The following is a 22,303-nucleotide window of genomic DNA, read 5'->3' as shown; positions in this document are numbered from 1 at the left end:
GGACGCGGTCATTCGTTTTCTACCGGTCGAGGCGGCTCCATGCAGATCCATTTCACGAACGAGAAGCCGGAGTATTCGGGGCGTGACCTGATGCTGGGGTTCACGGCACTGGTCAATGGCGAGCGCGTCCAGTGCCAGATCACCGCCGAGGCGCTGGAAGACCACTTCGGCGCCGCATCGCCGCGCTTCGAGGACATGGTCGGCGCATTCGATCAGCACCGCGAGCGCATCGAGGCGGCCGCACGGCGCCTGCTGTCGGAAACACGTGCGCAATGCGTGACGCTGCGCAGCGGCTACGTGCGCTTCTACGAGGCCAACTGGCGCTGACGACACGACGCCCGTCCGGCGGCGCATGCGCTCGAGCGCGGCGCACGCGAGGACATTGCCTTCACGCAATGCCGTTCGGCGGGGCCGCGCGGCATTTTCGTATGCGGGCCGTGCGGGATTGCCCGAGCGTCGGCGCGCTCGTGCACGTCGATTCATGAGGATCGCAGAGCAATCGTGCGAAAACGAAAACGCCACCCGAAGGTGGCGTTTTCATCGTGCGTCGCGCCGGCGTGCGTTCCGCGCTTACTCGCTGCCGAGATAGAAGAAGCGGAACAGGAACACGGCCGCGATGATCCACACGATCGGCTTGACCGTGCGCGCCTGGCCCGTCAGCAGCTTGAGGCCGCCGTACGCGATGAAGCCGAACGCGACGCCGTTCGCGATCGAGTACGTGAACGGCATCAGCAGCGCGGTCAGCGCGGCCGGCACGGCTTCCGTCGCATCGTCCCACGGCACCTCGACCATCTCGCGCAGCATCAGGCACGACACGTAGAGCAGTGCCGGTGCGGTTGCGTAGCCCGGCACGACGCCGGCGAGCGGCGCGATGAACAGGCACGCGAGGAACAGCACCGCGACGGTGATGGCCGTCACGCCGGTGCGGCCGCCGGCCTGCACGCCCGATGCGCTTTCGATGTACGCGGTGGTCGACGACGTGCCGAGCACCGAGCCCGCGACGATCGCCGTGCTGTCGGCGAGCAGCGCCTTGTTCAGGCGGTTCATCTTGCCTTCGACGAGCAGGCCCGCGCGATTCGCGACGCCCATCAGCGTGCCCGTCGCGTCGAACAGCTCGACGAGGAAGAACACGAGGATCACGTTGATGATGCCGGTCGACAGCGCGGCGCCGATGTCGAGCTTGAACAGCGTCGCGTCGATCGACGGCGGCGCCGAGAACACGCCGTGGAACTGGTTGCCGGCGAAGAAGAACGACAGGATCGTCACGCCGATGATGCCGATCAGGATCGCGCCGCGCACGCGCAGGTGGTCGAGCGTGACGATCGCGAAGAAGCCGACGATCGCGAGGATCGTCTCGTGCTTGTGCAGATCGCCGAGCGTGACGAGCGTGGCCGGGTTGCCGACGATCACGCCCGACGTCTTCAGCGAGATGATGCCGAGGAACAGGCCGATGCCGGCGGTAATGGAAATCCGCAGCGATTTCGGAATGCCGTTGACGATCGCCTCGCGCACGCGGAACAGCGTAACGAGCAGGAACAGGCAGCCGGAGATGAACACCGCGCCGAGCGCGGCCTGCCACGTGAAGCCCATTCCCTTGACGACCGTGTACGCGAAATATGCGTTCAGGCCCATGCCGGGCGCGCAGGCGATCGGGTAGTTCGCGTACAGCCCCATGATGATCGACGCCAGCGCCGCGACGAGGCAGGTCGCGACGAACACGGATTCCTTCGGCATGCCGGCGTCGCCGAGGATCGCGGGGTTGACGAAGATGATGTAGGCCATCGTCAGGAACGTGGTGACGCCCGCGAGTATTTCGGTGCGGAAATCGGTGCCGGCTTCAGCGAAGCCGAAATACCGCTTGATGGATTCCATGAAGGCGTTTCTCCGGTCGGGTTGTCGTGTTGATTGTTGTGCCGAATTGTTGTACAGGCAGCGCGGCCGGCTAACTGTAACCAGCCACTATTGTCCGGCTATCGGCGGATTGTAATAGCGTGGATAGCTCGGACGATATAGTTGGAGGGCACGATCGGTTGCCTGCGCGCAAACGGTCCGGCAGCCCGCCCGCGCGACGAAGGCGCGCATTTTACCGGTTCATGCGGCACCGGCCGGCGGAAATGGCCGAAACGGCGGGAACGAAGGAAACGAACGGAAGGGGCGCCCCGCAGGCGGGCGAAACCAGCCGATGCGTGCGCAACGGCATGCCGGCGGCGTCGCGCGCGGCCGGTACACGACGACATGCGACTGAAACGCAGCGCCCGCATGCTGCACGAATGCGGTGCAGGCGGCGCGTTCGTGCGAACGCACGTGTGCCGCCGGTGCGGACACACGACCAGGCAACCGCGTGCGGCGGCCATTCGTCTGTCCAGGCGGCGGCAGGGATCGGGTTATCGTGCGCCGAAGCCGTCCCGTCCGCAACTGTCATTTCGCGATGCGGGGGCGACTGTGGTTTCTGTGTAAAAGAATGCAAGACCCCATCGCGTAAACCGGCAAGTCTTTCTAGGATAGATACACCGCTCATACACACGCCGGCCGATCATTGCCGACGCGGGGGAGTCGCAGTCCGTGCAGGCCAGGCGGTGAATGGCGGTCAAGGCCGTTGCGCGTTCGGGCAGCCATGGCCGGTTAGGCACGGCCGGTCAGGCACGGCCGATTGCGATTGCCCGATGCGGGTTCGTCCGTAATCACGGAGGTCAGCATGTTGAACTGGATCAGCCGTTGGGCGATGCGACACGCCCCCACGCCGGAAAAAACCGCCGCGTCGATGCTCGTGACGGCGCGCATGGAACTGTTCGCAGCCGAACAGCGCGTCATCGATGCGAAATTACAGGCGGATTACTGGCGCACACGTGTGTCATTCCTCGAAGAGGTGCAGAAGCAGGGCATCGATCCGTGGGTGACCTCGCAGGCTGCGCAACGCCCCGACCTCGATTCCACTCCACGAAGCACGGGCCCGCGTCTCGCCGCCAGCACCTGATGCACCTGCAGCATCCTCTCGTTGCGCATGGCGCGCGATCGCTCGCGGTACGCACCGGCGTGCCGCGTTCTTCGATGCGCACCCGCGGCGCATCGCGCCGCGGGTGCGCCCGTTTCCGGTCGCGGCCGTTCCGCGTATCGTGCGTGTAACGGCGCGCCGCTCATCCGCTCCTTCTCCACACCTTCACGAGCAAACGTTGCACTTGCGCGAGCGCGCGCCTGACGCGTTCGCCGCGCCGCACGTACGCGGTCGTGATCGACGCCTGCGCCGACCGGTCGCCGTCGGCGCCGAGCCAGATGCGCTCACCGCGCGCGATGCGCAGCACGTCGCCGGGCCGCACCCAGTAATCGTCGACGCTCGGCGGGCGCGTGATCCACAGCGCCGCGTCGTGTGCGCGGATCTCCGCATCCCGCGGCGCGCGCCACGTCATCGTCGTGCGTGGTGCGATCGCGAAACGGATCACGACGGTCGGTAACGCGATCGTGCCGGCGGGGCGCCGGTCGCGGCGGTCGAACAGCGGGCTTGCCTGGTCCATCGTCTTCTCCATTCAGTGAGCCGGACGGATGACGTGCACCAGAACAAAAAGGCCTCATCCGTTTCCGGCGAGGCCTCGTGTGACATGCGGTACTGCTCGATTGCTAACGCACAAGCGCCTCCCGTGATCCATTCTTTCGAATGTTCACCGGGCAATGAATCGCGATGGCGATGAGCTTGAACGTAGGCATGCGAACGATTTTGTTGTCGGCGTGTGGCGTTGTCAACGACTATTTTCGGGATATGCGCAAGGGCGCGGTGCGTTGCCGTGCGGCCGGCGTTCCACGATGCCGTCGCGCACCGCGGTTGCGCGGGCAACGATGCATGCGTCTTGCGCGGCGCGACCGTGAAATGCAACTCGACTCTCGGCAACGAGATCGTATCGGTGCGGCACCGATCGGGGCAAACAACCAGCCGGCTTGCCTGGTCCATCGTCATCTCCATCGTTGAGCCGGGCGGGATGACGCGCAACAAAACAAAAAGGCCTCATCCGGTTCCGGCGAGGCCTCGTGACATGCATGACTGAAATCTCGATGCTAATGCACAAGCGCCTCCGGCGATCGCCACGTATGGGCGTTCACTCGTTTTTGATGCGCGATGGCGATGGGCTTGAGCATAGGCATGCGAACGAGTGTGTCGTGGCCGCGCAGCCCTGTCAACGGAAATTTCGAGATACGTCGCAATTACGCGTCGCGTTGCGCGAGGCCGTTCACGAGCAGCTCGGACAGCAGGCCCGTCATCCCTTCCGGGTGCGTGGCCGCGCGTGCCTTCAGTTGTTCGACCAGCTCCGCGTTGAGCTTGCACGCGAACGGCACGAGGCCCTGTTCCTGGTCGAGCTTGCGCTGCGCGCGGCGGTCCAGCTTGGCCGCTTCTTCGGCGCCCTTGCCGAAACGCGCGGAGCTCGACTGTTTCATCGCGTGCGTCAGCTTGAGCGCCTTGTTCTTTTCGAGATCGGTTTTCTTCATGGCCATCGCGGCACCTCCGGGAAATTGAAGCCGCGATTGTACGCATTTCGGCGGGCGCCGCCCGCCGAACCGGCCGGCAACCCGGTCACGCGCCTTTCGTCGTGCCCCAGTTGCCGCCGTGCGCGGCCGCCTGCGCGGCCGGCGAGCGGGCGAGATAGGCGAGCGCCTGCTCGGTCGAGCCTTCGTGGTGCGGCGTATAGCCGGGCTTGAAATAGCGCAGCGCCGCGCCGATCACCTTCCAGAACGACGGCAGGTGCCCGCGCCGCGAACCCCGCCACCACGCGAGCACGAAGCCCGGGTAGCGGCCGGCGTCCGGATCGCGCAGGTACATGAACTTCGCGCCGGTCGTGATGTAGTGGAGCAGCAGCAGGATCACCAACGCCATGTGCACGCAGCGCTCCGGATAGGTGCCGCCCAGGTGCCGGTAGATGTCGAACGCGACGGTGCGGTGCTCGACTTCCTCGGCGCCATGCCAGCGCAGCAGGTCGACCATCGTCGGGTCCGCACGGCCTTCGTCGAGGCCGTGCGCGTTGAGCACCCAGTTGCCGAGATAGCCGAAGAAATGCTCGAGCGACGCGATCACGGCCAGTTGCTGCCGCAGCCAGAAGCGCGTATGGCCGATCTTCAGCCCGAGCGGCCGTTCGCCGAGCACGCGCGTGAACAACCGGTTGAGCTTTTGCGTGAACGGCTTCGTGTCGATGCCGTGACGGTCGTAGTAGTGCTTCAGCACGCCGCCGTGCGAGCGCGAGTGCACGGCTTCCTGGCGCAGGAAGCCTTCGGCTTCGTCGCGCAGTCGCGCATCGGCGATCAACGGCAGCGCCTTGTTGTAGACGCGGCAGAACCACAGCTCGCCCTCCGGGAACAGCAGGTTCAGCGTGTTGATGATGTGCGTGCTGCCCGGATCGTTCGGCACCCAGGTGACCGGCGTGTCGCTGAAGTCGAACTTCACGTGTCGGGCCCTGATCTTGTGGTAGTCGGCGGTATCGGTCATGTCGTCTCCCTGTGCGGCGTCGTGCGCCGTCAATGCGATGCCATGCTGACGCGGGCGATCATCCGGCCCAGCCACGGCATGAAGCGGCCGACGAAGCGCATCGCGTGCGCTTCGCCGCCGACCGCGACGACGGGGCGGTTGCGCAGCACGCCGTCGATCATCGCCTGCGCGACGGTTTCGGGTTTCAGGCCGCGCATCTGGTATAGCCTGGTCGCGCGCTTGCGCAGCCGCGCTTCGTCCTGGGCGCTCGCACCCGCGTAGTGCGTCGACGCCATGATTCCGGTTTCCGCGAAACCTGGGCACACGGCCGTCACGCCGATGCCTTGCTCCGCGAGTTCCGCGCGCATGCATTCGCTGAGCATCAGCACCGCGGCCTTCGTCGTCGCGTACGCGGGCAAGTCGCGCGACGGCCCGAACGCGGCGGCCGACGCGGTGTTGACGATGTGCCCGCCGGCGCCGCGCGCGGCCATCTGCTGCGCGAACAGCCGCGAGCCGTGGATCACGCCCCACAGGTTCACGTGCAGGATGCGCTCCCAGTGCCGCGTGCTCGTGTCGAGGATGCCGCCGGCCATCCCGATGCCCGCGTTGTTTATCACGACGTCCGCGCCGCCGAGTTCGCTGCCGACCCAGGTCGCGAGCGCTTCCATTTCGTCGGCGGAGCCGACGTCGACGCGTTTCGCATGCGCGTGCGCGCCGGTCAGCCCGATGAGCAGCGCGGTGCGCTCGGCGCTCGCGAGATCGATGTCGCAGGCGACGACCGTCGCGCCTTCGCGTGCGAAGGCCAGCGCCGCGCAGCGGCCGATGCCGCTGCCCGCGCCGGTGACGACCGCGACCTTGCCGCTGAAGCGCCCGCTGGTCGCGCGGCGGCGCGCGTTCGCGAGCGCGGGCGGTTCGTCGCCGGATTCGACCGAATCGATCAATTGCCCGGCGAGATCCGCGAAGCGCGCGGGATCGGCGAGCGGCAGCCAGTGGCCGGCCGCGACTTCGCGGCGGTAGTACCGCGGCACCCAGCGCGACAGGTTCTCGGACAGCGCGGGGCTCACGTACTTGTCGCCGAGCGGCACGATCGTCTGCACCGGCGCATGCGCATAGCGTTCGCGCGGCGCGAACAGGCAGCGGATGAAGTTCGCACGGTAGAGGCGCACGCCGCGCGCGCCGTCGTCGGCCTGCGTCGGGCGCGGCGTGGCGGGCGTTTTCTCGATCCGGCGCAGCAGGCCCGGCCACGCGCGGCCGAGCCACAGCCGCCAGCCGAGTTCGGGGAGGAGCGGCAGGTGGAACAGGTAGACGTACCACGAGCGCACGAGCTGGCCGCCGAGCCTGGCCAGCGACGCGGGCGTCGGGTGCAGCACGCGTTCGCGCAGCCAGAACCCGACGTGGTCGAGGCACGGGCCCGAGCACGACGTATATGACGCGATGCGGCCGGCCAGGCGCGGATCGGTGACGAATTCCCAGCCCTGGATCGCCCCCCAGTCGTGCGCGACGAGGTGCACCGCGCGGCCGGGGCAGAGCGCGTCGATCACCGCGACGAAATCGTCGGTCAGCTTCGCGAGGTGATAGTCGGCCGTGCGCGTCGGCACGCCGGACAGGCCCGCGCCGCGCACGTCGTACGCGATCACGTAGTGTTTGCGCGCAAGCAGCGGCGCGACGTGCCGCCAGACGCTGCTGTCGTCGGGATAGCCGTGCACCAGCACGACCGGCGAGCGGGCCGGGTCGCCCCAGGTGCGCACCGCGAGCGTCAGGTCGCCGGAGGCGACCGCCGTTTCGCTGTGAACCGATTCGAACAGGGCCAGCGGCGCTTCGTCGGAAAGAGGCTGCATCGTGAGTCCGTCGTTCAGGGAGTCGGGAGGAGGGCGCGTGACGTGCGTGTCAAGCAGCGGCCGGCACGTTCGCCGCCGCCTGCGCGCGCTCGGCCTGGCGGCGCTGCCAGCGGCGCACGTGCGGCAGGTCGTCGTCGAGCCAGTACGCGTCGTCGTCGGTGATCACGAGCAGTTCCTCGAATTTCGCGCCGATGCCCGCGAAGCCGAGATGCGGCTCGACGGCCCACAGGCCCGGCACCGGCGCATGCTCGGAGCGGCGGTCGATCGACCACAGCGGCGACCAGCCCTGCTGCTTCGCCGCGCGGCCCTGGTCGAGCAGCAGGTTGCGCGTCGCGTTCAGCCCGAAGCGCGCGACGAAGCGCGGCTTCGACAGCTTGTGGATCTTCGCGACACGATGCGCGAGCACCTTGAACGGATAGGCCTTATGGCGCGGGTCGACGCCCTGGCGGCGGCACAGCGCGTCGACTTCCTGCGCGACCTCCGCCATCGACCGGCGCGCCTTCACGAGCCGCACGATCATGTCGCGATGGTCCATCAGGTCGTCCTGCAACTGCTCGAGGATCGGGTTGCGGCCGACGCAGTGCGCGTAGCCGACATCGGCGACGATGCCGTCGAGCACGGGCGCGACGTCGAGGATCACCGGCATGTCGGTTTCGAGCTGACGGTTGCTCGGGAAGAACGCGAGATTGAAGCCGCCCATGTGCTTGAGGCCCGAGAAGCCGTCGAACGCGGTGCGGTCGCCGAACCACGCGAACGGCTTGTGCAGCCAGTCGTGCACGCCGTGGTCCTGCAGCCATTCGGTCAGCAGGCGCGCCGCTTCCTTCTCGGTGATGCCGGGGTAGAGCATCGCGCCGACGGTCTCGACGCAGCGGTAGGCCAGTTGCTGGACCGCGCGGAATTGCGGCAGCTCGTCGAGGTGGACTTCCGGCAGCGGATGGTGGGCGGTCATGATGCGTCTCCATGTGTCGGCCCGCGTTTGCGTGTCGGCGCGATGCGGGTCCTTGTGCAAGGCTGGGCGCTGATCCGAAACGCTTCCGCCGGTGATTCGGAGGCGGATTATTCAGTCAGCATTTAATGTGCCATTGTGTGATGTAACGATAATAGCCGGTTCGACGTCGCGCGCCAGCCCCCGGAGATGAGGGCTTCTCCTAATGAAGGGCCGAAATGGAGGGGTTGCTCTAGGTTTCCGGCGGTCAGGGCCGGATGGCCATCGCTGCGCACGTGTTTCGAAGGGCGGGAGCCGGCCGGGGAGCGCCGCGCGGGGTTTCGCGCGGGCCCAGGATGTCGCGCCGGATCAACTCTCCGTCGCGTCGCGGTGCGACGCTGTCAAATTGCCGAAATAATTTCGTCACATCATGCGCCCGGATTCGAAGCCTTTGCTGCTTCGCGGGGCCGGTGTGTCGCGCGTCGCGCGGGGCGACCGAAGCCGATTCGACATTTCCACGGAGAGAGACCATGCAGCGCCGCCGGTTCATGAACACCCTTGCCGCGGCGACCGCCGCGACGCCGCTGATGCTCAGGGCCGGCAGGTCCGGCGCGAAGAGCGTAGCCGCGCCGGACGCGCTGGACCCGGGCCGCTGGTCGCCGTTCAACGCCGCGCGCCTGCAGGCGGTGCTCGACCGGCATGGTGTCGCGAGCGCGCACTACGACGGAAAGCGCCGCCCGTATGCGGTGTTCGACTGGGACAACACGTGCATCATGAACGACTGTGAAGAGGCGTTGCTGATGTACCAGATCAACCATCTGCAGTACAAGCTGACGCCGGATGAATTCGTCGGCGTGATGTGGAAGGACGTGCCGAAGGGCGCGTTCATGAAGGACTACACGACCCTCGACGGCAAGCCGGTGACGATGGAGGACCTCGCCGCCGACGTCGAGTCCGATTACCGCTGGCTCCATGCGAACTACAAGGGCCTCGGCGGCGACAAGAGCCTCGACGAGATCCGCGAGACCGACCAGTTCAAGGATTTTCGCGCGAAGCTGTACTTCATGTACGACGCGATCTGCGACACGCATCCGCTCGAAGTCGGCTACAAGTGGATCATCTACTTCTACAAGAACATGACGACCGCCGAGCTGCAGGCGATGGCGGAAGCGTCGAACAACTACGGTATCGGCGACGCGCTGCGCAAGGTCCGCTACGAAAGCCCGAAGACGCTGCCGGGCAAGGCCGGCGTGGTCGCGGACACGCATTTCCACGGCATCCGCATTCACGAGGAAATCCGCGCGGTGATGCATACGCTGCGCGCGAACGGCATCGACGTGTACGTGAGCACCGCGTCGCTCGACGACGTCGTGCGCGTATTTGCCGGCAATCCGAACTACGGCTACGGCGTGCCGCCCGAGAACGTGATCGGCCTGCGTCTCGACATGCAGGACGGCAAGTACACGAGCACCTATCCGGCCGGCTGGCATTTCAACTGGGGGCCCGGCAAGACGGTGGGCATTCGCAACGTCCTCGCGTCGAAGAAGGGCTACGGCCCGCTGCTGGTGTTCGGCGACAGCGACGGCGACGCGTGGATGCTGCGCGATTTCAAGGACACCGCGGCCGGCGTGATCGTCAACCGGATGAAGAAGGGCGAGATCGGCGCGGACAGCAAGCTCGCGGCCGAACAGATCGGCAACCCGGACGCACGCTTCCTGCTGCAGGGCCGCGACGAGCACACGGGCCTGATGATTCCGGACGAGAAGTCGATCAAGTACGGCAAGGCCGAGCGCAAGCTGCTGGCCTGACGCGGGCAGGGCGCCGGGCGGCGGGGCGTCGGCCCCCGCGCCCATCGGCACCGGCCGCGGCGTCATGTGGCCCGGCACGCGCGCGTCTCAACGCTCGCGCGCGGGGCCCAACCGATCCAGCAACGCCCCCAGCAGATCGACCGGCAACGGAAACACGATCGTGGAGTTCTTGTCCGCGGCGATCGTCGTCAGCGTCTGCAGGTAGCGCAGTTGCATCGCCTGCGGCTGCAGCGCGAGCCGCTGCGCGGCCTGCAGCAGCTTTTCCGACGCCTGCAATTCGCCTTCCGCGTGAATCACCTTCGCGCGCCGCTCGCGCTCGGCTTCGGCCTGCCGCGCGATCGCGCGGATCATCGTCTCGTTCAGGTCGACGTGCTTGATCTCGACCGTCGACACCTTGATCCCCCACGCATCCGTCTGCGCATCGAGCGTCTTCTGGATGTCCGCGTTCAGTTGTTCGCGCTCGGCGAGCAGCGCGTCGAGTTCGTGCTTGCCGAGCACCGCGCGCAGCGTTGTCTGTGCGAGCTGGCTCGTCGCCTCGAAGAAGCGCGCGACCTGGATCACGGCCTTCTCAGGATCGACGACGCGGAAATACACGACCGCATTGACCTTCACCGACACGTTGTCGCGCGTGATCACGTCCTGCGCGGGCACGTCGAACACGACGGTGCGCAGGTCGATCCGCACGACCTGCTGGACGATCGGGATGATCAGCACGAGCCCCGGCCCCTTCACTTTCCAGAACCGGCCGAGCATGAACACGACCCCGCGTTCGTACTCGCGAAAGATGCGGATCGACGATGCGACGAGCACCACGACGAAGACGATGAGGACGCTGCTGAAGCCGAACGTGTAACCGATCATGAAGGTTCTCCCTGGGGATGGACCGGCGCGGGCACGTCGTAGAGCGGCGCGACCGTCAGCGTCAGCCCGTGGCGGCCGGTGACGCGCACGCGGCAGCCGGCGGCCAGCGGCGTGCTGCTCGCCACGCGCCAGCGCTCGCCATGCACGCGCGCCCAGCCGGCGGCCGACGGCACGGCGCCGGCCGCGCCCGGCGGCTGGTCCGGCTGCAGGCCGTCGTCGAGCACTTCGCCGATGCTGCCGAGCAGCGCCTCGGCACCCGTCACGACCGGGCGGCGCCGCGCGCGCAGCGCGACGCCCGACACGCCCGCGACGAGCAGCCCGCCGCCGAGCGCGAGGCTCGCGATCACGGGCCATGGAATCCCGTAGCCGGGCACGTCGGTGTCGATCAGCATCAGCGCGCCGATCGTGAACGCGACGATTCCGCCGAACCCGAGCACGCCGAAGGTCGGCAGGAACGCCTCCGCGACGAGGCAGCCGAGCCCGAGCAGCACGAGGCCGAGGCCCGCATAGCTGACCGGCAGCAACTGCATCGCGAACAGCCCGACCAGCAGGCAGATCGTGCCGGCCACGCCCGGCAGCACGAAACCGGGGTTCGCGAATTCGAAGAAGAGGCCGTAGATGCCGATCGTCAGCAGGATCAGCGCGACGTTCGGATCGGCGATGATCGCGAGGAAGCGGCTGCGCCAGTCGGGCGCGAGCGCGACGAGCGGCGCGTGCGCGGTCGCCAGACGCAGCGTGCCGGCGGTGGTCGTCACCGCGCGGCCGTCGAGCTGGCGCGCGAGATCGGCCGCGTCCTGCGCGATCAGGTCGACGACGTGCTGCGCGCGCGCCTCGTTCGCCGACAGGCTCACGGCCTCGCGCACCGCGCGCTCGGCCCATTCGGCATTGCGTCCGCGCAACTGCGCGAGGCCGCGGATGTACGCGGAAGCGTCCTGCATCGCCTTGCGGATCTCGGTCGATTGCGTATCGGTCGGCAGCGCGGCCGGCGTGGCGGACGCACCCGATGCACCTGACGCACCGGCGGGATGGGGCGCAGCGGGGGGCGCGCCCGGCGGCGCGGCGCCGCCGATGCCCAACTGCACGGGCGACGCCGCGCCGAGATTGGTGCCGGGCGCCATCGCCGCGAAGTGGCTCGCATAGACGATGTAGGTGCCCGCGCTCGCCGCGCGCGCGCCGCCCGGCGCGACGAATGCGGCGACCGGCACCGGCGAGCCGAGGATGGCCTTGATGATCTGCCGCATCGACGTATCGAGGCCGCCGGGCGTGTCGAGCTGGAGGATTGCGAGCGGCGCGTGCTCGCGAGCGGCGCGCGCGAGCGAACGCACGATGAAATCGGCGCTGGCCGGGCCGATCGCGCCGTTGACGGGAATCACGACGACCGGATGCGCGGCGGGCGCGTCGGCCGATGGCGGCGCGGCGACCGCGGCGCATACGACGAGCAGCGCCGCGAACAGCGCGGCGCGCGCGACCCGCGCGGACAGCGGGTGACGGGGGCGGCCGTCGGCGGCGGCAGGCGCGGGCGGCGGCTCATGACGGTGAAAACGCATCGGGACGTCCGGGCGGCGCACGGCCGCGTGCCGTCCGGCTCGCGAAAAGGGCGTGGGCCCGATGCTTGAAGATTAGGCGGTTTCGGCCGAAAGCGCGAAGTTGCGGCCGCACCGGCCGGCGTCAGCTTGCGCCGCCGCCGCGCGCGAGCACTTCGTCGCGATAGTCGGCCGGGCTGCGCCCACTCCATTTGCGGAACGCGCGGTAGAACGCGCTCGGCTCCGCGAACCCGGTCGCGGCCGCGACGTCCGCGATCGTGCGGGCGGGGTCGGCCAGCGCCTCGAACGCGAGATCGCGCCGCAGCGTGTCCTTGATCGACTGGTACGCGTGGCCTTCCTGATGCAGCTTGCGGCGCAGCGTGGCCTCGGCCACGTGCAGCCGCGCGGCCATCCCGCCTGCGCCCGGCCATGCGGCCGGCGGCATTCCGCGCAGCACCGCCCGCACGCGCTGCGCGAGCGCGTTCGGGTTGCGGTACTTGACGATGAAGCTGGCCGGCGCGTTGCGCAGAAACGTTTTCAGCGTCTTCGCGTTCTGCACGACCGGGAGCGTCGCGAATTCGGGATCGAAATCGACATACGAATCGGGCTCGTTGAAGCGCATGTCGTCGCAGAACATCGACGGGTATTCGTGGTCGGCGGGCGGCGTGTCGCAGCGGAAGCTCGCATGCAGCAGCGGGATGCGCCGCCCGATCAGCCAGCAGGTGAGCCCGTACACGATGATGAAATAGGTCGCGTACGTGAACATCGCGGGCGTCGCGCCGTTGTTGCGGTGCACGAAACGCAGCCGCACGCGCTGCGGGTTCGCGTCGAGCTCCGCGTGCAGGTCGTCGAGCACGCAGTGCATGAAGTTCACCGCGCGCGCCATCGCGTGCAGCCCGTCGCGCGCGGATAGCGCCGCCTGGCTCATCGCGATGAAGCTGCCGCTGCGCATCGGGTGGCTGTCCTGCCCGAAGAACTCGTCGTCGAGCGTGCGGGCGATCGCGTTCCACAGCGCGCCGTATTGCTGCGCGGACACGCGTGCGCGCGGCTGACCGAGCAGCGCCGGGGCGATGCCGGCCTGCGCGAGCAGCGGCTCGGCCGCGACGCCGCGCCGTGTGGCCAGCGCGACGCTGTACGCGACGAGGCTGATCGCGACGGTTCCCTTGTCTTCCTGCTTCATCGGTGTCGCCGGTATGGCAAAAACGCTCAGTGTAAATGAGCGGCGCGAGCATCGAACAGTCGCGCGTGCTTGCCTACACTTGTTCCATCGAAACGCAAGGACGGTCGCGCCCGGCGGCCGCGGGAGACAGCAGCACCATGGATGAGCTTTACACCGAAGACCAGCGGATGATCCGCGACGCCGCGCGCGCGTTCGCCACCGAGAGGCTGGCGCCGAACGCGGCGCAGTGGGACCACGACGCGCACCTGCCCGACGCGATCGTCGCGCAGCTCGGCGAGCTCGGGCTGCTCGGGATGATCGTGCCGCAGGAACTGGGTGGCTCGTATACGGATTACGTCGCCTATGCGCTGGCGATGGAGGAAGTCGCGGCCGGCGACGCCGCGTGCGCGACGATGATGAGCGTGCACAACTCGGTCGGCTGCGGGCCGATCCTCGGCTTCGGCACGCCCGCGCAGAAGGATCGCTGGCTGGCCGACATGGCGGCCGGCCGCGTGATCGGCGCATTCTGCCTGACCGAGCCGCAGGCCGGTTCCGAGGCGAACAACCTGCGCACGCGGGCCGAATTGCGCGACGGCAAATGGGTGCTCAACGGCGCGAAGCAGTTCGTCACCAACGGCCAGCGCGCGGGCGTGGCGATCGTTTTTGCCATGACCGATCCGGAAGCGGGCAAGCGCGGCATTTCCGCGTTCCTGGTGCCGACCGACACACCGGGCTTCATCGTCGGCAAGCCCGAGAAGAAGATGGGCATCCGCGCGTCGGATACGTGCCCGATCACGTTCGAGAACTGCGCGATTCCCGAAGAGAACCTGCTCGGCAATCGCGGCGAAGGGCTGAAGATCGCGTTGTCGAACCTCGAAGGCGGCCGCATCGGCATCGCCGCGCAGGCGCTCGGCATCGCGCGCGCCGCGTTCGACAAGGCGCGCCGCTATGCGGGCGAGCGCGTGCAGTTCGGCAAGCCGATCGCCGAGCACCAGGCGATCCAGCAGAAGCTCGCCGACATGGCCGTGCAGATCAACGCCGCGCGCCTGCTCGTGCATCACGCGGCGAAGCTGCGCACGGCCGGGCTGCCGTGCCTGTCCGAAGCATCGCAGGCGAAGCTGTTCGCGTCCGAGATGGCCGAGCGCGTGTGCTCGGATGCGATCCAGATCCACGGCGGCTACGGTTATCTCGCCGATTACGAAGTCGAGCGCCACTATCGCGACGCGCGCATCACGCAGATTTACGAAGGCACCAGCGAAGTGCAGCGGATGGTGATCGCGCGGCAGCTGTGAGTCGCGGCGCGCGCCCATCCGGCATCACGCAGTCGAACAAACGGTCGAACGAGCAGGCATACAACGCAGGCACGAGGGCAGCGCGGCAAACGCGGCACGCAGCGACGTGACCGTGCGCCGGGCGACACGGAACCGGGCAGGTGCTGCAGCACCTGCGCCGGTTGACCGCTGGGCATGGAGACTGGACGGAGACGACACATGACGGTACAGGCATTCCTCGACGCGCGCGACTTTCTGCTGCGCCATCGCACCGACTACGACACCGCGTATCGCGATTTCGCATGGCCGGTGCTCGACGCGTTCAACTGGGCGCTCGACTATTTTGACCCGATGGCGCGCGGCAACGACCAGCCCGCGCTGTGGATCGTCGATGCGGCAACCGGCACGGGCGACCCGTATTCGTTCGCGCAGATGTCCGAGCGTTCGTCGCGGATCGCGAACTGGCTGCGCTCGATCGGCGTCGTGCGCGGCGACCGCATTCTGCTGATGCTGCCGAACCGTGTCGAGCTGTGGGACGCGATGCTCGCGGCGATGAAGCTCGGCGCGATCGTGCTGCCCGCCACCACGCAACTGTCGCCCGACGACGTGCGCGACCGCGTGCAGATCGGCGGCGCGACCTACGCGATCGTCGACGAGAACGAAACCGCGAAGTTCGAACAGGCCGGCCTCGGCCTCGAGCAGAAGATCGTCGCCGGCGCGCCGCGCGAAGGCTGGCTCGCGATGAACGACGGCTATGCGGCGAGCGCCGCGTTCAAGCCGGACGCCGTGACGCACGCGAACGATCCGATGCTGCTGTACTTCACGTCGGGTACGACGTCGAAGCCGAAGCTCGTCGAGCATACGCACCGCACCTATCCGGTCGGGCACCTGTCGACGATGTACTGGGTCGGCCTGCAGCCCGGCGACATCCACTGGAACATCAGCTCGCCGGGCTGGGCGAAGCACGCGTGGAGCTGCTTTTTCGCGCCGTGGAATGCGCAGGCGTGCGTGTTCGTATTCAACTACGCGCGCTTCGAGCCGAAGGCCGTGCTCGATGCGCTCGTCAAATACCGCGTGACCACGCTGTGCGCGCCGCCGACCGTGTGGCGCATGCTCGTGCAGCAGCCGCTCGCGTCGTTCGACGTGAAGCTGCGCGAGATCGTCGGCGCGGGCGAGCCGCTGAATCCCGAGATCATCGAGCGCGTGAAGAACGCGTGGGGCATCACGATTCGCGACGGCTACGGCCAGACCGAGACGACCTGCCTGATCGGCAACTCGCCGGGCCAGCCGGTCGTCGCGGGCTCGATGGGCCGGCCGCTGCCCGGCTACCGGATCGCGTTGCTCGACCCGGACGGCGCGCCGGTGACCGAAGGCGAGGTCGCGCTGCCGATCGGCGATGGCGTCGCGCGCCCGGTCGGGCTGATGAAGGGCTACGCGAACAATCCCGACGCGACGGCCCATGCGATGCGCGACGGCCACTACCGCACGTCGGACATCGCGATGCGTCGCGACGACGGCTACTACGTGTACATCGGCCGCGCGGACGACGTGTTCAAGTCGTCCGACTACCGGCTGAGCCCGTTCGAGCTGGAGAGCGTGCTGATCGAGCATCCGGCGATCGCGGAAGCGGCCGTCGTGCCGAGCCCGGACCCCGTGCGGCTGTCGGTGCCGAAGACGTTCGTCACGCTGCGCCAGGGCTATGAAGAAAGCCCCGCGCTCGCGCTGGAGATCTTTCGCTTCTCGCGCGAGAAGCTCGCGCCGTACAAACGCATTCGCCGCCTGCAGTTCGCGGAGCTGCCGAAGACGATCTCGGGGAAGATCCGTCGCGTCGAGCTGCGCCGCCGCGAAATCGAACGCGGCGACGACGCGAGCGCGCGCATGCCCGGCGAGTACTGGGAAGAAGATTTCGCAGCCGAACTGAAATGACCGGCCGCGGGCCGCGCGCGCCGCATGCCGCGGCGGCCGCCCGCAGCCGAATTGAAACGGTCGCGCGGCGGCATGCCGTTACGTCGCGGCCCACTGCAAGGAGATTGCACTGATGAACGCGAATCCGACGCCCCGTACGGGGCAAGACGTGCCGACGGTCAAGCTGCTGATCGACGGCGCCTTCGTCGAGTCCGCCACGAGCGAGTGGCGCGACATCGTCAACCCGGCGACGCAACAGGTGCTCGCGCGCGTGCCGTTCGCGACCGTCGCGGAAGTCGACGCGGCCGTGCAGGCCGCGCACGCCGCGTTTGCGACGTGGAGGAACACGCCGATTTCCGCGCGCATGCGCATCATGCTGAAGTTCCAGGATCTGGTGCGCGCGAACCAGCAGCGCATCGCCAGGACGCTGACGGCCGAGCAGGGCAAGACGATTCCCGACGCCGAAGGCGACATCTTCCGCGGCCTCGAAGTGGTCGAGCACGCGTGCTCGATCGGCACGCTGCAGCTCGGCGAATTCGCGGAGAACGTCGCGGGCGGCGTCGACACCTACACGCTGCGCCAGCCGCTCGGCGTGTGCGCGGGCATCACGCCGTTCAATTTCCCCGCGATGATTCCGCTGTGGATGTTCCCGATGGCGATCGTGTGCGGCAACACGTTCGTGCTGAAGCCGTCGGAGCAGGACCCGATGTCGACGATGGAGCTCGTCGAGCTCGCGCTCCAAGCCGGCATACCGAAAGGCGTGCTGAACGTCGTGCACGGCGGCAAGGACGTCGTCGACGCGATCTGCACGCATCCGCTCGTGAAGGCGATCTCGTTCGTCGGTTCGACCACGGTCGGCACGCACGTGTACAACCTCGGCAGCGCGCAGGGCAAGCGCGTGCAGTCGATGATGGGCGCGAAGAACCACGCGGTCGTGCTGCCCGACGCGAACCGCGAACAGGCGATCAACGCGCTCGTCGGCGCGGGTTTCGGCGCGGCCGGCCAGCGCTGCATGGCGACGTCCGTCGCGGTGCTGGTGGGCAAGGCGCGCGAATGGCTGCCGGACATCGTCGCGAAGGCGAAGACGCTGAAGGTCAACGCGGGCTCGGAAGCGGGCACCGACGTCGGGCCGGTCGTGTCGCGCGGCGCGAAGGCGCGCATCCTGTCGCTGATCGACATGGGCATCAAGGAAGGCGCGAAGCTCGAGCTCGACGGCCGCGACGTGAAGGTGCCCGGTTTCGAGGAAGGCAACTTCATCGGGCCGACGATCTTCTCCGGCGTGACGACCGACATGACGATCTACACGCATGAAATCTTCGGGCCGGTGCTGGTCGTGATGGAAGTCGACACGCTCGACGAGGCGATCGCGCTCGTCAACGCGAATCCGATGGGCAACGGCGTGGGCATCTTCACGCAGAGCGGCGCGGCCGCGCGCCGGTTCCAGAGCGAGATCGACGTCGGCCAGGTCGGCATCAACATTCCGATCCCGGTGCCGGTGCCGTTCTTCAGCTTCACCGGTTCGCGCGGCTCGAAGCTCGGCGATCTCGGCCCGTACGGCAAGCAGGTCGTGCAGTTCTATACGCAGACCAAGACGGTCACCGCGCGCTGGTTCGACGACGATACGACGGCCGGCCCGGTGAACACGACGATCCGGCTGCATTGAGCGGCGGAGGACACCACCATGAAAATCGGATTTATCGGCCTCGGCCACATGGGCGCGCCGATGGCGCTGAACCTGCTGAAAGCCGGCCACGAAGTGCACGCGTTCGACCTGAGCGCCGACGCATTGCGCGCACTGCAGGACGCCGGCGCGCAGGTGGCCGCGTCGCCGCGCGATGCGGCGTCGGGCGCGACGTTCGTGATCACGATGCTGCCGGCCGCGCCGCACGTGCGCTCGGTGCTCGCCGGCGAGAACGGCGTGCTGGCCGGCCTCGGCGCGGGCGCGACGGTGATCGATTCGAGCACGATCGACCCGGCGAGCGCGCAGGCGTTCGGCGCGCTGGTGCGCGAGCACGGCGGCGCGTTCGTCGACGCGCCGGTGTCGGGCGGCACCGGCGGCGCGGCGGCAGGCACGTTGACCTTCATGGTCGGCGGCAGCGACGCGGATTTCGAGCGCGTGAAACCGGTGCTCGCCGGGATGGGCAAGAACATCGTCCACTGCGGCGCGACGGGCATGGGGCAGGTCGCGAAGGTGTGCAACAACCTCGTGCTCGGCATCTCGATGGCGGCGGTGTCGGAGGCGATGTCGCTCGGCGTCGCGCTCGGCATCGACCCGAAGGTGCTGGCCGGCATCGTCAACACGTCGACGGGCCGCTGCTGGAGCTCGGACACGTACAACCCGTATCCGGGCGTGATCGAGACCGCGCCTTCGTCGCGCGGCTACTCGGGCGGCTTCGGCACCGACCTGATGCTGAAGGATCTCGGCCTCGCGAACGACGCGGCGAAGCAGGCGCGCCAGCCCGTCTATCTCGGCGCGCTCGCGCAGCAGCTGTATCAGACAATGAGCAGCCGCGGCGACGGCCAGCTCGATTTCTCGGCGGTGATCCGCCTGTACCAACCGGCCACGAAGAAGGACGCATGATGATCGAACTCGACTACGTCGACGACGGCGCGATCGCGTGCGCGACGCTCAAGCGTCCGCCCGCGAACGCCTTTACCGCCGACGGGCTGCGGCAACTGCAGCAAACCGTCGCCGAACTGAATGCGGACCCGCGCGTGCGCGCGCTGGTGATCACCGGCGACGGCCCGAAGTTCTTCAGCGCGGGCGCCGACCTCAACACGTTCGCCGACGGCGATCGCGCGGTCGCGCGTGCGATGGCGTCGCGCTTCGGCGCGGCGTTCGAGGCGCTGCACGACGCACGCGTCGTGACGATCGCGGCGATCAACGGCTATGCGATGGGCGGCGGCCTCGAATGCGCACTCGCGTGCGACCTGCGGATCGCGGAGACGCATGCGCAGATGGCGCTGCCCGAGCCGTCGGTCGGGCTGCTGCCGTGCGGGCTCGGCACGCAGACGCTGCCCTGGCTCGTCGGCGAGGGCTGGGCGAAGAAGATCATCCTGACCGGTGCGCGCGTCGATGCGGCCACCGCACTGCGGATCGGCCTCGTCGAGGACGTGGTCGAAAGCGGCGCCGCGCGCGAGGCGGCACTCGCGCTGGCTCGCAACGTCGCGCGGCAAAGCCCGCATGCCGTGGCCTACAGCAAGGAACTGATCGGCCTCGCGCGCCGCGGCGTGCCACGCGGCGCGGCGCTCGCGGTCGAGCGCGAACGCTTCGTCGATCTGTTCGACACGGCCGATCCGCGCGAAGGCGTGGCGGCGTTCCTGGGCAAGCGCGCGCCGCAGTGGCGCACCGAGGGAGAGCCGCAACGATGAGCACGCCGGTGACGAATCACGATGCATTCGCGGAGCATGCGCCCGAGGTGCTGTTTCGCGTGGTGAACCGCGTGGCGCTGATCACGCTGAACCGGCCGGCCGCGCTCAACGCGCTGTCGTACGCGATGATCGGCGAGCTGGCCGCGCTGTTCGAGCGTTGCCGCCGCGACGACCGGATCGTCGCGGTCGTGCTGCGCGGCGCGGGCGAGAAGGGCTTCTGCGCGGGCGGCGACGTGCGCGCGTTGTACCGGATGGTCGCGCAGCGCGAAACCTGGCTGCCGTTCTTCGTCGACGAATACCGGCTCGACTACGCGATCCACACGTTCGCGAAGCCGGTCGTCGCGCTGATGGACGGCATCACGATGGGCGGCGGCATGGGCCTCGCGCAGGGCGCGGCGCTGCGCGTCGCGACCGAGCGCAGCAAGATCGCGATGCCGGAGACGCGCATCGGCCTCGTGCCCGACGTGGGCGCGACGCATTTCCTGTCGCGCATGCCGGCCGAACTCGAACTGTACGTGGGGCTGACCGGCGCGATGCTGTCGGGCGCCGACGCGCTCGCCGCGAAGCTCGCGGACCTCTGCGTGCCGTCCGCGTGGCTCGACACGTTCGAGACGCGCATCGAAAGCGTCAAGTGGGACGGCGATGTGCTGCCACTGCTGCGCAAGGTGTTCGAGCCGCCGTGCAACGTCGTGCCGCATGCGGCGCTCGACAGCCAGATGCCGTGGATCGTCCGCCACTTCGACAAGCGTTCGACCGTCGAGCGGATCGTCGCGACGCTCACGCAGGATCTGGCGCGCGACGAACTCGCGCGCGAGCATCGCCAATGGCTGCAGGCGACGCTCGACGCGCTAGCGAGCCATTCGCCGACGATGCTCGCGGTGACGCGCGAGGCGCTGCTGCGCGGCCGGCAGATGACGCTCGCGGAATCGTTCCGGATGGAGCTCGGCATCGTCGCGCGTGCGATCGAGGAAGGCGATTTCTGCGAAGGCGTGCGCGCGCATCTCGTCGACAAGGATCGCAAGCCGCGCTGGGCGCCCGCGTCGCTCGTCGAGTTGCGCGCCGAACGCGTGCGGCATTTCCTGACGTCGCCATGGAAGCTGTTCGCGCATCCGCTCGCCGATCTCGGCGCGGCGTGATCCTTGCGTGATGGTCCGACGCGCCCGTGCGGCGCGTCGGTTTCCATTCATCTCATCGCGGTTCGTCCGCGCGCTCGATCATCGGCGGAATCGCCTGCGCGAGCGCGTCGATCACGCAGCGCGTCTTGCGCGGCAGGTAGCGCGTCTTCGGCCAGATCGCGTGAATGTCGCCTTCACACACGAAGCAGCGATCGAGCACAACCACCATCTCCCCGCGCTTCACGTATTGATCGAGCAGCCAGCTCGGCACCCACGCAATCCCGAACCCGGCCGCGCCGGCCGCGGCGATCGCCTGCACGTCGTCGAAACTCAGTTGATGCGGCATGTCGATGCGCACCGTCGAGCCGTCCGGCGCGCGCAAATCCCACGGCTGCACCACGCCCGAACGCGAATACGCGATCGTGCGATGGTGCTTCAGATCGTCGAGCGTCTTCGGCACACCATGGCGCGCGAGATACGACGGCGCCGCGCCGAGGCTGCCGTACTGCGTGCCGAGCCGCCGCACCGCGAGGCTCGTGCTGTCCGCGAGCGTGCCGATCCGCACCGCGAGGTCAATCCCTTCCTCGACGAGATCGACGAATCGGTCGGTGATCGACACGTCGATGCGCAGGTGCGGATAGCTGCGCGCGAGATCGAGCACGATCGGCGTCACGCAGTGGTGCCCGAATGCGAGCGGCACGCTCAGCCGCAGCTTGCCGCGTGCCTCGTGGCGGCCGCAGTCGAGATCGGCTTCCGCCGCTTCCAGTTCCGCGAGCGCGCGCACGCAGCGGTCGTAGTATGCCTGGCCGTCGTCGGTCAGGCTCTGGCTGCGCGTCGTGCGCTGCAGCAGCCGCGCGCCGAGCCGCTTCTCGAGCCGCGCGATCGCCTTGCCGACCGCCGAGCGCGTCATGTCGAGCCGCTCCGCGGCCAGCGCGAAGCTGCCTGATTCCACCACCTGGACGAAGGTCGTTACGCCGTCGAGTCTGTCGGTCATCGCGTTGCGTCGATTGGGTCCGTAAATTCCCCAGTGCGTGGAAATGCGTGCGTCAATGGGGAGGTGAATTCTCACTATAGTACCGATTC

At 68.2% G+C, this 22,303-nt stretch carries 19 protein-coding genes; 9 read left to right on the top strand and 10 right to left on the bottom strand.

Going from position 1 to position 22,303, the window contains the following annotated elements; all coding sequences use genetic code 11:
- Nucleotides 1-39 precede the first annotated feature (39 nt).
- Complete coding sequence (locus tag LGM42_RS17615; protein WP_006486743.1) at nt 40-327, top strand: DUF1488 domain-containing protein; 288 nt, start codon at nt 40-42, stop codon at nt 325-327.
- Between the two features lie 243 nt (nt 328-570).
- On the opposite strand, the gene LGM42_RS17610 is transcribed toward LGM42_RS17615, so the two are convergent.
- A complete protein-coding gene (locus LGM42_RS17610; protein ID WP_059584507.1) occupies nt 571-1,872 on the bottom strand; it encodes an NCS2 family permease in 1,302 nt (433 codons plus the stop codon).
- 823 nt (nt 1,873-2,695) lie between these two features.
- Here LGM42_RS17610 and LGM42_RS17605 point away from each other — a divergent pair.
- Nucleotides 2,696-2,974, top strand: a complete 279-nt coding sequence (locus tag LGM42_RS17605) for a hypothetical protein (protein WP_006480752.1) — start codon at nt 2,696-2,698, stop codon at nt 2,972-2,974.
- 160 nt (nt 2,975-3,134) lie between these two features.
- Here LGM42_RS17605 and LGM42_RS17600 read toward each other — a convergent pair whose 3' ends face one another.
- The 5 genes from LGM42_RS17600 to LGM42_RS17580 form a co-directional block, all read right to left on the bottom strand.
- Nucleotides 3,135-3,509 (bottom strand): DUF2917 domain-containing protein, encoded by a 375-nt coding sequence (locus tag LGM42_RS17600; RefSeq protein ID WP_226232757.1) that lies wholly within the window; start codon nt 3,507-3,509, stop codon nt 3,135-3,137.
- 682 nt (nt 3,510-4,191) lie between these two features.
- Nucleotides 4,192-4,479 (bottom strand): hypothetical protein, encoded by a 288-nt coding sequence (locus LGM42_RS17595; protein ID WP_059525440.1) that lies wholly within the window; start codon nt 4,477-4,479, stop codon nt 4,192-4,194.
- Between the two features lie 79 nt (nt 4,480-4,558).
- Nucleotides 4,559-5,464, bottom strand: coding sequence for a metal-dependent hydrolase (locus tag LGM42_RS17590; RefSeq protein WP_226232756.1), 906 nt, complete (start codon nt 5,462-5,464; stop codon nt 4,559-4,561).
- Between the two features lie 29 nt (nt 5,465-5,493).
- Nucleotides 5,494-7,281, bottom strand: coding sequence for an SDR family oxidoreductase (locus tag LGM42_RS17585; RefSeq protein WP_226232755.1), 1,788 nt, complete (start codon nt 7,279-7,281; stop codon nt 5,494-5,496).
- A gap of 49 nt (nt 7,282-7,330) precedes the next feature.
- A complete protein-coding gene (locus tag LGM42_RS17580; protein ID WP_226232754.1) occupies nt 7,331-8,230 on the bottom strand; it encodes a M24 family metallopeptidase in 900 nt (299 codons plus the stop codon).
- Between the two features lie 506 nt (nt 8,231-8,736).
- Here LGM42_RS17580 and LGM42_RS17575 point away from each other — a divergent pair.
- On the top strand, nt 8,737-10,014 hold the full coding sequence (locus tag LGM42_RS17575; protein WP_226232753.1) for a haloacid dehalogenase-like hydrolase: 1,278 nt from the start codon (nt 8,737-8,739) through the stop codon (nt 10,012-10,014).
- An 87-nt stretch (nt 10,015-10,101) separates the two neighbouring features.
- Here LGM42_RS17575 and LGM42_RS17570 read toward each other — a convergent pair whose 3' ends face one another.
- From LGM42_RS17570 to LGM42_RS17560, 3 genes are all read right to left on the bottom strand, one after another.
- On the bottom strand, nt 10,102-10,875 hold the full coding sequence (locus LGM42_RS17570) for a slipin family protein (RefSeq protein WP_059584516.1): 774 nt from the start codon (nt 10,873-10,875) through the stop codon (nt 10,102-10,104).
- Nucleotides 10,872-12,422, bottom strand: a complete 1,551-nt coding sequence (locus LGM42_RS17565; protein WP_226232752.1) for an NfeD family protein — start codon at nt 12,420-12,422, stop codon at nt 10,872-10,874. Before LGM42_RS17565 ends, LGM42_RS17570 begins: the two co-directional genes overlap by 4 nt.
- A gap of 121 nt (nt 12,423-12,543) precedes the next feature.
- Complete coding sequence (locus LGM42_RS17560; RefSeq protein WP_059584518.1) at nt 12,544-13,578, bottom strand: AraC family transcriptional regulator; 1,035 nt, start codon at nt 13,576-13,578, stop codon at nt 12,544-12,546.
- Nucleotides 13,579-13,715: 137 nt separating this feature from the next.
- Here LGM42_RS17560 and LGM42_RS17555 point away from each other — a divergent pair, with 137 nt between their 5' ends.
- The 6 genes from LGM42_RS17555 (at nt 13,716) to LGM42_RS17530 (ending at nt 21,241) form a co-directional block, all read left to right on the top strand.
- Complete coding sequence (locus tag LGM42_RS17555) at nt 13,716-14,849, top strand: acyl-CoA dehydrogenase family protein (RefSeq protein ID WP_059584519.1); 1,134 nt, start codon at nt 13,716-13,718, stop codon at nt 14,847-14,849.
- Nucleotides 14,850-15,047: 198 nt separating this feature from the next.
- Nucleotides 15,048-16,754: an AMP-binding protein gene (locus tag LGM42_RS17550; RefSeq protein ID WP_226232751.1), complete on the top strand. Its 1,707-nt coding sequence runs from the start codon at nt 15,048-15,050 to the stop codon at nt 16,752-16,754.
- Between the two features lie 112 nt (nt 16,755-16,866).
- Complete coding sequence (locus LGM42_RS17545; RefSeq protein ID WP_226232750.1) at nt 16,867-18,396, top strand: CoA-acylating methylmalonate-semialdehyde dehydrogenase; 1,530 nt, start codon at nt 16,867-16,869, stop codon at nt 18,394-18,396.
- A gap of 18 nt (nt 18,397-18,414) precedes the next feature.
- Entirely contained in the window at nt 18,415-19,314 is a 900-nt protein-coding gene (gene mmsB / locus LGM42_RS17540; protein WP_060011849.1) for a 3-hydroxyisobutyrate dehydrogenase, read from the top strand.
- Nucleotides 19,314-20,105 (top strand): enoyl-CoA hydratase, encoded by a 792-nt coding sequence (locus LGM42_RS17535; protein WP_226232824.1) that lies wholly within the window; start codon nt 19,314-19,316, stop codon nt 20,103-20,105. Before mmsB ends, LGM42_RS17535 begins: the two co-directional genes overlap by 1 nt.
- A complete protein-coding gene (locus tag LGM42_RS17530; protein WP_060310583.1) occupies nt 20,102-21,241 on the top strand; it encodes an enoyl-CoA hydratase/isomerase family protein in 1,140 nt (379 codons plus the stop codon). Before LGM42_RS17535 ends, LGM42_RS17530 begins: the two co-directional genes overlap by 4 nt.
- Nucleotides 21,242-21,293: 52 nt before the next feature.
- Here the strand turns inward: LGM42_RS17530 and LGM42_RS17525 are convergent, their stop codons facing one another.
- On the bottom strand, nt 21,294-22,214 hold the full coding sequence (locus LGM42_RS17525) for a LysR family transcriptional regulator (protein ID WP_060310584.1): 921 nt from the start codon (nt 22,212-22,214) through the stop codon (nt 21,294-21,296).
- Nucleotides 22,215-22,303 lie beyond the last annotated feature (89 nt).

Source organism: Burkholderia sp. AU39826, from assembly GCF_020419965.1.
GTDB lineage: Bacteria > Pseudomonadota > Gammaproteobacteria > Burkholderiales > Burkholderiaceae > Burkholderia > Burkholderia semiarida.
Note: the sequence above shows the minus strand (reverse complement) of the source record. Positions and strands in the feature narration are given on the sequence as shown.

What these genes read in the sequence shown, in the direction of transcription:
- LGM42_RS17595 (WP_059525440.1), bottom strand. Translation starts at nt 4,479, where the DNA reads ATGGCCATGAAGAAAACCGATCTCGAAAAGAACAAGGCGCTCAAGCTG.
- LGM42_RS17605 (WP_006480752.1), top strand. Translation starts at nt 2,696, where the DNA reads ATGTTGAACTGGATCAGCCGTTGGGCGATGCGACACGCCCCCACGCCG.
- LGM42_RS17585 (WP_226232755.1), bottom strand. Translation starts at nt 7,281, where the DNA reads ATGCAGCCTCTTTCCGACGAAGCGCCGCTGGCCCTGTTCGAATCGGTT.
- LGM42_RS17590 (WP_226232756.1), bottom strand. Translation starts at nt 5,464, where the DNA reads ATGACCGATACCGCCGACTACCACAAGATCAGGGCCCGACACGTGAAG.
- LGM42_RS17570 (WP_059584516.1), bottom strand. Translation starts at nt 10,875, where the DNA reads ATGATCGGTTACACGTTCGGCTTCAGCAGCGTCCTCATCGTCTTCGTC.
- LGM42_RS17555 (WP_059584519.1), top strand. Translation starts at nt 13,716, where the DNA reads ATGGATGAGCTTTACACCGAAGACCAGCGGATGATCCGCGACGCCGCG.
- mmsB (WP_060011849.1), top strand. Translation starts at nt 18,415, where the DNA reads ATGAAAATCGGATTTATCGGCCTCGGCCACATGGGCGCGCCGATGGCG.
- LGM42_RS17525 (WP_060310584.1), bottom strand. Translation starts at nt 22,214, where the DNA reads ATGACCGACAGACTCGACGGCGTAACGACCTTCGTCCAGGTGGTGGAA.
- LGM42_RS17550 (WP_226232751.1), top strand. Translation starts at nt 15,048, where the DNA reads ATGACGGTACAGGCATTCCTCGACGCGCGCGACTTTCTGCTGCGCCAT.
- LGM42_RS17530 (WP_060310583.1), top strand. Translation starts at nt 20,102, where the DNA reads ATGAGCACGCCGGTGACGAATCACGATGCATTCGCGGAGCATGCGCCC.
- LGM42_RS17565 (WP_226232752.1), bottom strand. Translation starts at nt 12,422, where the DNA reads ATGCGTTTTCACCGTCATGAGCCGCCGCCCGCGCCTGCCGCCGCCGAC.
- LGM42_RS17600 (WP_226232757.1), bottom strand. Translation starts at nt 3,509, where the DNA reads ATGGACCAGGCAAGCCCGCTGTTCGACCGCCGCGACCGGCGCCCCGCC.
- LGM42_RS17580 (WP_226232754.1), bottom strand. Translation starts at nt 8,230, where the DNA reads ATGACCGCCCACCATCCGCTGCCGGAAGTCCACCTCGACGAGCTGCCG.
- LGM42_RS17535 (WP_226232824.1), top strand. Translation starts at nt 19,314, where the DNA reads ATGATCGAACTCGACTACGTCGACGACGGCGCGATCGCGTGCGCGACG.
- LGM42_RS17610 (WP_059584507.1), bottom strand. Translation starts at nt 1,872, where the DNA reads ATGGAATCCATCAAGCGGTATTTCGGCTTCGCTGAAGCCGGCACCGAT.
- LGM42_RS17575 (WP_226232753.1), top strand. Translation starts at nt 8,737, where the DNA reads ATGCAGCGCCGCCGGTTCATGAACACCCTTGCCGCGGCGACCGCCGCG.
- LGM42_RS17615 (WP_006486743.1), top strand. Translation starts at nt 40, where the DNA reads ATGCAGATCCATTTCACGAACGAGAAGCCGGAGTATTCGGGGCGTGAC.
- LGM42_RS17560 (WP_059584518.1), bottom strand. Translation starts at nt 13,578, where the DNA reads ATGAAGCAGGAAGACAAGGGAACCGTCGCGATCAGCCTCGTCGCGTAC.
- LGM42_RS17545 (WP_226232750.1), top strand. Translation starts at nt 16,867, where the DNA reads ATGAACGCGAATCCGACGCCCCGTACGGGGCAAGACGTGCCGACGGTC.